We start from the raw sequence: 8155 nt of genomic DNA on the forward strand, positions 1-8155 counted from the left end.
TCTACCACCCCCAGAAGACTGTCTCGTGACGGTAGTTGTGGGGGCCATAGAGTACGCAATCGGGTTGGCCCGGGCGGACCCCGCCGGGCCCCACCGCGGCGGCCCGCGACGCGTTCGATGCGTTCGCGGGCCATCGCAGTGATCGCACCGATATTCCGTTCGTCACGATCGACCCGCCCGGCGCCATGGATCTGGACCAGGCGGTACATATCGAACACACCGCATCCGGCTTCACCGTGTATTACGCGATCGCCGATGTCGGCGCCGTCATCGACCCGGCTGGCCCACTGGCCAGAGAAGCGGGTATGCGCGGCCAGACCTTCTATCTCCCCGACGGCACCGTGCCGCTGCATCCGACGATCCTGTCGGAGAACTCCGCGAGCCTGCTCCCCGAACAGACCAGGCCCGCCGCCCTGTGGACCATCGAATGTGATGAGAACGCCGAACCGCAACGGTTCTCGGTGGTCCGGGCGACCGTGCGCTCCCGGGCCCGGCTCGACTACGCGAGCGTCCAGACCGACGCCGACGCGAACCGCCTGCATCCCTCGATCGCGGCCCTGCCGGAATTCGGCACGCGGCGCATCGAGGCCGGGCTGGCGCGCGGCGCGATCGGGCTGCGACTGCCCGCCCAGAGCATTATCCGCGACGACAGCTCCGATGGGCACTGGCGCCTCGTTGTCGAACCGCGCACCCCGGCCGACGACTGGAACGAGCAGGTTTCACTGCTCACCGGCATGTGTGCGGCGCGAATCATGTTGAACGGCAGTGGATCCGATGGCGCACCCGGTGCCGGTGCGCGCATCGCACTCTTGCGGACCATGCCGGCGCCCACGGAATCGGCGATCGATTCGATGCGCAGGACCGCCGCGGCGCTCGGGGTCGAATGGCCCGTGGACGAATCCGTCGGGCGGATGTTGGCCGGGTTGGATCCGAAGGCGCCCGCGACGCTGGTGCTGATGTCGGAAGCGACCACGCTGTTGCGGGGCGCCGCCTACACCGTGCTCGACGGTGGCATCGCAGCGGCGGGTGGTGCGCCGATCAGTGGCGGGCAGACAACCGGCGGCGCGGCGGCGACCGGCGGTGGGCAACAGGTTGGCAGTGGGCAACCGGCTGGCGGTGGGCAACCGGCTGGCGGTGGGCAACCGGTTGGCGGTGGGCAACCGGTTGGCGGTGGACCGACCGGCGGCGGGCAGGAGGCCGGAAGCAGCCGGGCGACCGGCGGCCCACGATCGACGAACGACGCTCGATCCGGGAACAATGCGCCCAACAATCTGCAGCACAGCGCGATCGGCGCGGCGTATGCACATGTGACCGCGCCGCTGCGTCGCCTTGCGGACCGGTTCGCCACCGAGATCTGCCTGGCCCGCTGCGCCGGAACCGAAGTGCCGCAATGGGTTCGCAACGGCCTGGTCCCCACCGCCGACTCGATGAAGCGCAGCGACAGCATCGCGGGCAAGGTGGAACGGGCCTGCATCGACCTGACCGAGGCCACCCTGCTCGCCGAACGCGGCGGCACGGTGTTCGATGCCGTGGTGGTGCGCGAAGCCAATGGCAGCCGCCCCGCCGAAGTCTTCGTCGCCGACCCACCCGTCGTCGGCCCCTGCCTGGGCGCACCACCCGAGGGTTCGAAGGTCCGGGTGCGCCTGATCGCCGCGGACCCCACGACCCGCAAGGTCGGCTTCACCTTCCCGGCCTGACGGATGCACCCTTGCGCCGCCCGGATCCACGCCCCCTATCCGCTCCGGGACTAGTCTGAACCCACGGTTGTCTTCGACGGGAGGCTCGATGCGACCGACCTGGCCGATGGCCCTGACCTGCGCGATCGTCATGGTGGCGACCGGGTGCGGCACCTCGGCGCCGCCTCAGCCGAGCCCATTGCCGCTACATCGACTCGGGCAACTCGACCTGCCCGGTGCGGCCGTGCGATTCGACTATATGAGCCTCGACGCCGGATCGGGCTTGCTGTGGGTGGCGCATATGGGTGCGGGCGCGGTCGTCGAGATCGATATCCGCGCCCATCGCGTGGTGCGCACAATTGCCGATCTGCCCGACGTGCACGGCGTGCTCGCGGTTCCGCAGCGGCATCGAATCTTCGCGACCGCGACCGGACGCAACCAACTCGCGACCATCGACTCCGAGAGCGGCACGATCCTGCGCACCTCACCGACCGGTGACTATCCGGACGGACTCGCCTACGATCCACGCCGCGACGCGGTATGGACCACCAACCAGCGTGCCGGGACCGAAACCGTTATCGACGCCGAGACCGGAACCGTCCGTGGCACGGTGCCATTGGGCGGCGAGGTCGGCAATGTCGTCTATGACTCCGATACCGACCGAATGGTCGTCGCGGTGCAGGGCCGCACCGATCTCGCCGTCATCGATCCACAGACGCTGACGGTGACCGACCGCATCCCGGTACCCGGCTGCGCCGGACCGCACGGGCAGGCATTGGATGCGGCCGACCGGCTGATGTTCGTCGGGTGCGAGGACAATGCGCGCCTGGTCACTGTCGATCTCACCCATCGCGCCGTCATCGATGCGAACAGCGTCGGCCGGACTCCCGATGTGCTGGTCTACGACGATTCAGCCCATCGGCTGTATGTTGCCGCCGAGAGCGGGTGGGTCAGCCTGTTCGACCAGCGCGCCGAACACACCATCGCCCTCGCATCCGATCACCTCGCCGACGGCGCGCATACGGTCGCCGTCGATCCGGATACGCACCACAGCTTCTTCCCACTTCCGAAGGGCCAGGGCGGCGGACCGGTGCTGTTGGAGTTCGAACCGTCGACATAGCTCGGCGGTAGATACTGGGCAGTGAGCGATCTGTCGGTGCCTGCCGCTACTGTCGCCTGCCATGAACCTCGCGACCGCCGCCGTCGCCGATATCGTCGACGCCATCGATCCGCTCGACGAGCTCGAACGCCAGCACATCGCGGAAACGCTGGCCTGGCTCGCCGCCACCGACGATGTATTTCGTCGAGTCAAACCCGACACGCCCGCACGGCATCTGGTTTCCTACGTCGTGCTGGTCGACCCACATACCCGCAGCGTCCTGCTCGGCCGCCATCGGCTGGCCGGACTGCGGCTGCCGACCGGCGGTCATATCGCGCCGGGCGAACATCCGCTGGCCGCCGCCGGACGCGAGGCGGCCGAGGAGTTGGGTATCGACGCCGAGTTCACCGTCAACGGAACCGAACCGCTGTTTCTCACTGTGACCACGACCGTTGGAATCGACAGTGGCCATGAGGATGTCAGCCTCTGGTATGTCATCCGCGGCGACCGCACCCGCGAATACACCCTGGACCCAGGTGAATTCAGCGAGTCGTGCTGGTGGGAGATCGATACTTTCGACCGCACGGACGCCGACCCGCACTTCGCCCGCTTCCTGGCGAAGCTCGAACCCCTACTCCCCGTACCGATCCCGGACCGTTAGGTTACCGTTCGGCGTCCTCGGCGACGTATTCGATGCCGGTGACGATATCGGGCAGGATCCTGGTCACCCGATCACCCGCCCCGACCGTGCGCTCCGGCAAGAACTGCTGATAGCGCAGGATTTCGTGTTGGTCGCGGATGGTATCGGCAATCCCGGTCACGATCACACACCAGCCGAGGGAGGTTTCGTGATCGATCGTGTCCACCTCGTAAGCGACCACCTGACGATCGAGCGAACTGGTTGTTGCGGAGTCGGCGTAGAGCACCAGTTGGTCATCGACAACCGCGTGACTGACCGGCCGAATAGCGGGTAACGCGTAGCGCGAGAACGCAACACGACCGAATCCGATCGTGCCGAGCAGATGCAGCGACGCATCGACCGACAGTTCGCGTGACTCCCGCACACCGTTTACTGTCATACCCCCATTGTCCACCCGCACGCCATGCGAAGCAGCCCCCTTATTCGATCAGCACACCACGTGCGCAGCTCGGACGCGATGAACGCGGAATCAATGAGATCCAGATCCTGTTGTGTACCAAGTGATTACCGTGTGAGTACAACGAAAAGTGGTACAGAAGTATCGAATTCCCCGGGGACCCGATCACTGCCGCAGTATCGCGCGAGTTAGGTTACCCAGGTCTCCGGGTCTCGAAACGTGGCCACCGATGCGAATCAGCTGACTCAGGAGGAATGTTATGCCAGACAATTCGCGGTCGAGCGCGCAGAGCGACTCCCGTCGACTTCCCGGCATTCGCATGGGCGTCGCTCGAGGGCCCCGGCGCAAGCCGCGACGATCCTTCGTCCCCACCAATGAGCTTTCCGCAGGTGCGACCGCATTCGCCGATTCAAGCGATCGACTGGTGCGCCGCCTCTTCGATGTCGGACTCCGACTACATAAGCTCCGCGTCGTCTTCGACCGGCGCGATCCGAGCTCCGAGGAATTGCAGACGACCCGCGATGCCATCGCCGAAATGCTCGACGATCTGGACAGCCTCATCCGCGAAACCGGACTGACCATGCTCGAACTCGCCCGCGAACGACACGCGGAGCCACATCAGACCCACACCGAGGCGACGCGCGACGACCGGATGACCAACCGCACCGGTCGACTGCGATGAACCCGCCCGCCTGTCTCAGGCCGACGGCCCGGTATCGCGCGAGCGGCGACTCAACGTGAGCGCGCGCATATCGCTCAGCACGGGCACAGCATGCAGGACGGCCGGAGACCCTGTGCAGGCTCGCGGCTTCCGCGACAGGCGGCCACGCGCCGGACACCCAACCGCTGGCCGCGGTGGGTCGATGCATCGACTGCCCCAGGTGCGACCGGCTGTGGCGTGAACGGGTACGGCGGAAGCGTTGAGCTGATAGCCGCTGGTCCCCGGGGCACTCGCGGGCAGATATGCGGTTGCACGACCGAGAGATGCCGGTGCAATATCGCCGAATGAGCGTGCGGCAGTTGGGCGGGGACGAGTGGACGGTCGCGCGAGAGATCCGGCTCGACGCCCTCGCGGGATCGCCACCGGGGACATTCGCGACGACCTATGCGGTGGCCGCGCAATGGGACGAACGGCAATGGCGGCAATGGATGGGCACCCGACTGCTGTTCGTTGCCGAGCATGGCGATGGCGTCGTCGGCTGCGCGGGCATCATCACCGAGACCGAGCCGCCCACGGTGGTATCGGTCTGGGTGAATCCGCGTGCGCGCGGACGGGGTACCTCGGATCTCCTGCTGGCCGCGACGCTCGATTGGGCTCGCGCACATGACCAGCACCAGCTGCGACTCTGCGTCGTCGTCGGCAATCAGCACGCCGAACGCCTGTACCTGCGAACAGGTTTCACCTTCACCGGACGCGAACAGCGCTGCGCCGACGATGATCCGCGCCTGGAGCGCGAGATGGTCATCGCACTGGCTTCCGAACCATCGCCCCCAACACCCCACCAAGGTCGAGGTTGACGTGCCGCGCCCAGCCAGCTCCTGCCGTATCGCCCCTTCAGGGGGCCGTCGAGGGTAGTCGAACGGTGGTCGCCCAGGCGGATTCGACCGCCATATGACTACGCTCGGCGAGCAGCTCTGGAAGGGGGACTGGGGCCTTGCTGTGGGTGGCGGGGTATCGCGGCGATGAGGTTGATCAGCGCGATCGGGCTGGCCCTAGGGGACCGACAGAGCCGGACTCACGTGCCGGCCCGGCGCACCCCGCGGGCCTGCAGCCCGGCGAATACCGCCACCCACACCGCCCCGATCAGCAGGAAAACCACCCCGAGCCCGGTCAGTTCCAGCACACCGGAGAACGCCAACACCACCAGTGCCGCCGCCGATACCGCGTTGACGCCGACAACCGCACTCGCGTGGCCCGGCACCAGCTCCGGATACCCGGCGATGAGCAGTAGCGCGAGCCCGCCGCCGATCATCGCGACTGCGAATGGAATGGACCAGGTCGTCGGCAGCCCCAACGGTCCACTCAGCGCCGCCGCCCCGGCCAGCATAACGACGCCGAAGGCCCCTGTTCCCCATCCGTCCATGCGCAGCACGGTCCGCAAGAAATCGGTGTCCGATGCGGGCCGAGTGTTCGGTGTCGACGTGCCCATATCCCTCTCCTGAGGTCGATCCATGGCAGCCGATCGGCTCCCGGCACCGACCATGCCCGGTTCGAGGTACAGGTCTCAATAACCTCGGAGGTCATGGCCGAGCGCAGGCGGCGCTGACTAGCCTGCTCGGGTGGCATCAACTCGGACGGATACGCGCGTCGGCGCATTGCTGCGCACCTGGCGCCAGCGGCGCAGACTCAGTCAGCTCGACCTGGCGCTATCGGCAGACAGCTCCGCACGGCACATCTCCTATGTGGAGACCGGACGGGCCAAGCCGAGTCGGGCCATGATCCTGCGGCTCTGCGATGCACTGGAGGTGCCACTGCGCGAGCGCAATACCCTGCTGCTGGCCGCCGACTACGCGCCCGCCTACCGGGAGAGCAGCCTCGATGACGCGGGCCTGGCCTCGGTCCGTTCCGCGCTCGACATCATGCTGACCGCGCACGAACCCTATCCGGCGGTCGTGGTGGACCGGCTGTGGAATGTGGTCAGTGAAAATGCCGCGATGGGCCTGTTCATGACCGGCATCCCCGACGAACTGCTGCTGCCGCGGCCGAATGTCTATCGGCTGGTGCTGCATCCCGATGGCCTCTCGGGCCGCCTCGCCAACCTGACCCAGGTGCGAGAGTTGTTCCTGGAGCGACTGTCTCACCAGGTCAACGTGACCGGTGACGCCGAGCTGCGGACACTGTGCGACGAGGTCGCCGCCTATCCCCTGCCACCGGGCTACCGCGAAGAACCGGATGACGATACGGCACAACCGAGTCCGTTCGAGGTCCCATTGCGCATTCGGACCCCGGTCGGCGAACTGCGCATGTTCAGCACCATGGCCACCTTCGGTGCACCCGCCGATATCACGCTCTCCGAGCTCGCGATCGAATTGTTCTACCCCCTGGACGCATTCACCGCCGAAACCCTGCGCGGGCTCGCGGCGGTGAACTCCACATCCGATCAGATGGGCTGGAATCCGCTGCCGACACCACCGGTGGCATCCACGGCCTGAAGGATCTGATCGATCGGCGCGAAAAACGCCGGTGAGTGAATGGGATTCGCGCCCAAGGTGCACGGAATATTGAACCCGAGGCCGCCGAGGCTGGTCAGCCGCCCCTGATTCATACCCACCAGTCGATCACCCACCGTGACCGGACCACCGGAATCGCCGGGCCTGGAACAGGACTGGTTGATAACGACACTCTCCAGCGTGCCCCACACGATGCCGCAGTCGATTCGGCTGCTGCGCCCGCTCGTGCACACCGGTTCACCGGGGACGGGTGCGGCGGCGAACCCGGCGATGGTGGTCGGGCCGATATTGCGCGCGGGCGTGACCTTCGCCGGATCGAATTCCAGCACCGCGAAGTCCAAGCCCTCGCCCTCATCGGAGTATGCGACGGTGCCGATCACGCCGGTGTCGAGGAACTGCTCGGCGCCCAATCGCGCGCCGGTCGGGGCGCAGTGCCCGGCGGTGAGCCCGACCAGTCGCCCGGCGCTGTCGTAGCCGATGGCGGTCAGCGAGCACACCGCGTTGCTATCGAAGACCAGACCGGTACCTCCGCCGACCACGGCATTTCCCGCCGCTTGCGCAGTACCGGCCCCCGCGAACCCCACCGCGGTCGCGGCCAGTGCGAGCATTGCGAACTTCACGGCAACTACCCTCCCGATCGAAAAGCGCTGGCCGACATCGGAATCGACGCAGGCGTTGGCCAACCGCACCCGCGATGGAGAGCAACCCCCGATGGCTGCGGCCACCTCGAAACTGTAGTTCACCATGACGAGAACCACGCCTGCTACAGCGCCGAACCCGACCGTTATGCGGGTCGTCGCGCATAACGGTCGGGTCGCATCGGTCAGGCGTCGAGCATTTCGGCGCCCAGCTCCCGATCCAGATCCGGATCCGCCGCCGCCAGCGCCGCGTCGAGTTGCACAGCGACCTCACCGACATGCGGTTCGGTCATCATGTGCAGATGATCGCCCGGCACCGGCACCAGCGTGAAGCGCCGGGCCGCGTACTGCTGCCACCCGTTGTTCGCGCTGTCGAACATGCTGCCCACCGCCTGGTGCGCGATATCGACACCGGGCGGCAGGCCCTGTTCGGCCCGCATTCAGATTTTTAAGCACTTAATAAAAATTATTCTA

The 8155-nt window shown here is 66.7% G+C and carries 10 protein-coding genes and 1 pseudogene; 7 read left to right on the forward strand and 4 right to left on the reverse strand.

The window, feature by feature from the left end:
- Positions 1-95: 95 nt before the first annotated feature.
- From ABZW16_RS41925 to ABZW16_RS41940, 4 genes and pseudogenes are all read left to right on the forward strand, one after another.
- Positions 96-995, forward strand: a pseudogene (locus tag ABZW16_RS41925) (RNB domain-containing ribonuclease); the annotation flags it as partial.
- Positions 996-1427: 432 nt separating this feature from the next.
- On the forward strand, positions 1428-1697 hold the full coding sequence (locus tag ABZW16_RS41930) for a hypothetical protein (RefSeq protein WP_354961738.1): 270 nt from the start codon (positions 1428-1430) through the stop codon (positions 1695-1697).
- An 88-nt stretch (positions 1698-1785) separates the two neighbouring features.
- On the forward strand, positions 1786-2796 hold the full coding sequence (locus ABZW16_RS41935; protein ID WP_354961729.1) for a YncE family protein: 1011 nt from the start codon (positions 1786-1788) through the stop codon (positions 2794-2796).
- Between the two features lie 61 nt (positions 2797-2857).
- A complete protein-coding gene (locus ABZW16_RS41940) occupies positions 2858-3436 on the forward strand; it encodes an NUDIX domain-containing protein (RefSeq protein ID WP_354961730.1) in 579 nt (192 codons plus the stop codon).
- Between the two features lies 1 nt (position 3437).
- On the opposite strand, the gene ABZW16_RS41945 is transcribed toward ABZW16_RS41940, so the two are convergent.
- Complete coding sequence (locus ABZW16_RS41945; RefSeq protein ID WP_354961731.1) at positions 3438-3854, reverse strand: pyridoxamine 5'-phosphate oxidase family protein; 417 nt, start codon at positions 3852-3854, stop codon at positions 3438-3440.
- A gap of 277 nt (positions 3855-4131) precedes the next feature.
- On the opposite strand from ABZW16_RS41945, the gene ABZW16_RS41950 reads away from it, so the two are divergent.
- Positions 4132-4554: a hypothetical protein gene (locus tag ABZW16_RS41950; protein WP_354961732.1), complete on the forward strand. Its 423-nt coding sequence runs from the start codon at positions 4132-4134 to the stop codon at positions 4552-4554.
- A gap of 323 nt (positions 4555-4877) precedes the next feature.
- On the forward strand, positions 4878-5390 hold the full coding sequence (locus tag ABZW16_RS41955; RefSeq protein WP_354961733.1) for a GNAT family N-acetyltransferase: 513 nt from the start codon (positions 4878-4880) through the stop codon (positions 5388-5390).
- A gap of 218 nt (positions 5391-5608) precedes the next feature.
- Here ABZW16_RS41955 and ABZW16_RS41960 read toward each other — a convergent pair whose 3' ends face one another.
- Complete coding sequence (locus ABZW16_RS41960) at positions 5609-6022, reverse strand: hypothetical protein (RefSeq protein WP_354961734.1); 414 nt, start codon at positions 6020-6022, stop codon at positions 5609-5611.
- Between the two features lie 130 nt (positions 6023-6152).
- Here ABZW16_RS41960 and ABZW16_RS41965 point away from each other — a divergent pair, with 130 nt between their 5' ends.
- Positions 6153-7025: a helix-turn-helix transcriptional regulator gene (locus ABZW16_RS41965; protein WP_354961735.1), complete on the forward strand. Its 873-nt coding sequence runs from the start codon at positions 6153-6155 to the stop codon at positions 7023-7025.
- Here ABZW16_RS41965 and ABZW16_RS41970 read toward each other — a convergent pair.
- Positions 6974-7663 carry a S1 family peptidase gene (locus ABZW16_RS41970; RefSeq protein WP_354961736.1) on the reverse strand — a complete coding sequence of 230 codons (690 nt, stop codon included), beginning with the start codon at positions 7661-7663 and terminating at the stop codon, positions 6974-6976. The genes ABZW16_RS41965 and ABZW16_RS41970 overlap by 52 nt on opposite strands.
- A 203-nt stretch (positions 7664-7866) precedes the next feature.
- Entirely contained in the window at positions 7867-8121 is a 255-nt protein-coding gene (locus ABZW16_RS41975; RefSeq protein WP_354961737.1) for a hypothetical protein, read from the reverse strand.
- Between the last annotated feature and the right edge of the window lie 34 nt (positions 8122-8155).

Origin of the sequence: Nocardia sp. NPDC004604 (assembly GCF_040609795.1) — a bacterium.
Taxonomy (GTDB): Bacteria; Actinomycetota; Actinomycetes; order Mycobacteriales; family Mycobacteriaceae; genus Nocardia.

Coding starts and splice junctions, on each gene's coding strand:
- ABZW16_RS41940 (WP_354961730.1), top strand. CDS start 2,858: ATGAACCTCGCGACCGCCGCCGTCGCCGATATCGTCGACGCCATCGAT.
- ABZW16_RS41955 (WP_354961733.1), top strand. CDS start 4,878: ATGAGCGTGCGGCAGTTGGGCGGGGACGAGTGGACGGTCGCGCGAGAG.
- ABZW16_RS41930 (WP_354961738.1), top strand. CDS start 1,428: ATGAAGCGCAGCGACAGCATCGCGGGCAAGGTGGAACGGGCCTGCATC.
- ABZW16_RS41960 (WP_354961734.1), bottom strand. CDS start 6,022: ATGGGCACGTCGACACCGAACACTCGGCCCGCATCGGACACCGATTTC.
- ABZW16_RS41975 (WP_354961737.1), bottom strand. CDS start 8,121: ATGCGGGCCGAACAGGGCCTGCCGCCCGGTGTCGATATCGCGCACCAG.
- ABZW16_RS41950 (WP_354961732.1), top strand. CDS start 4,132: ATGCCAGACAATTCGCGGTCGAGCGCGCAGAGCGACTCCCGTCGACTT.
- ABZW16_RS41935 (WP_354961729.1), top strand. CDS start 1,786: ATGCGACCGACCTGGCCGATGGCCCTGACCTGCGCGATCGTCATGGTG.
- ABZW16_RS41945 (WP_354961731.1), bottom strand. CDS start 3,854: ATGACAGTAAACGGTGTGCGGGAGTCACGCGAACTGTCGGTCGATGCG.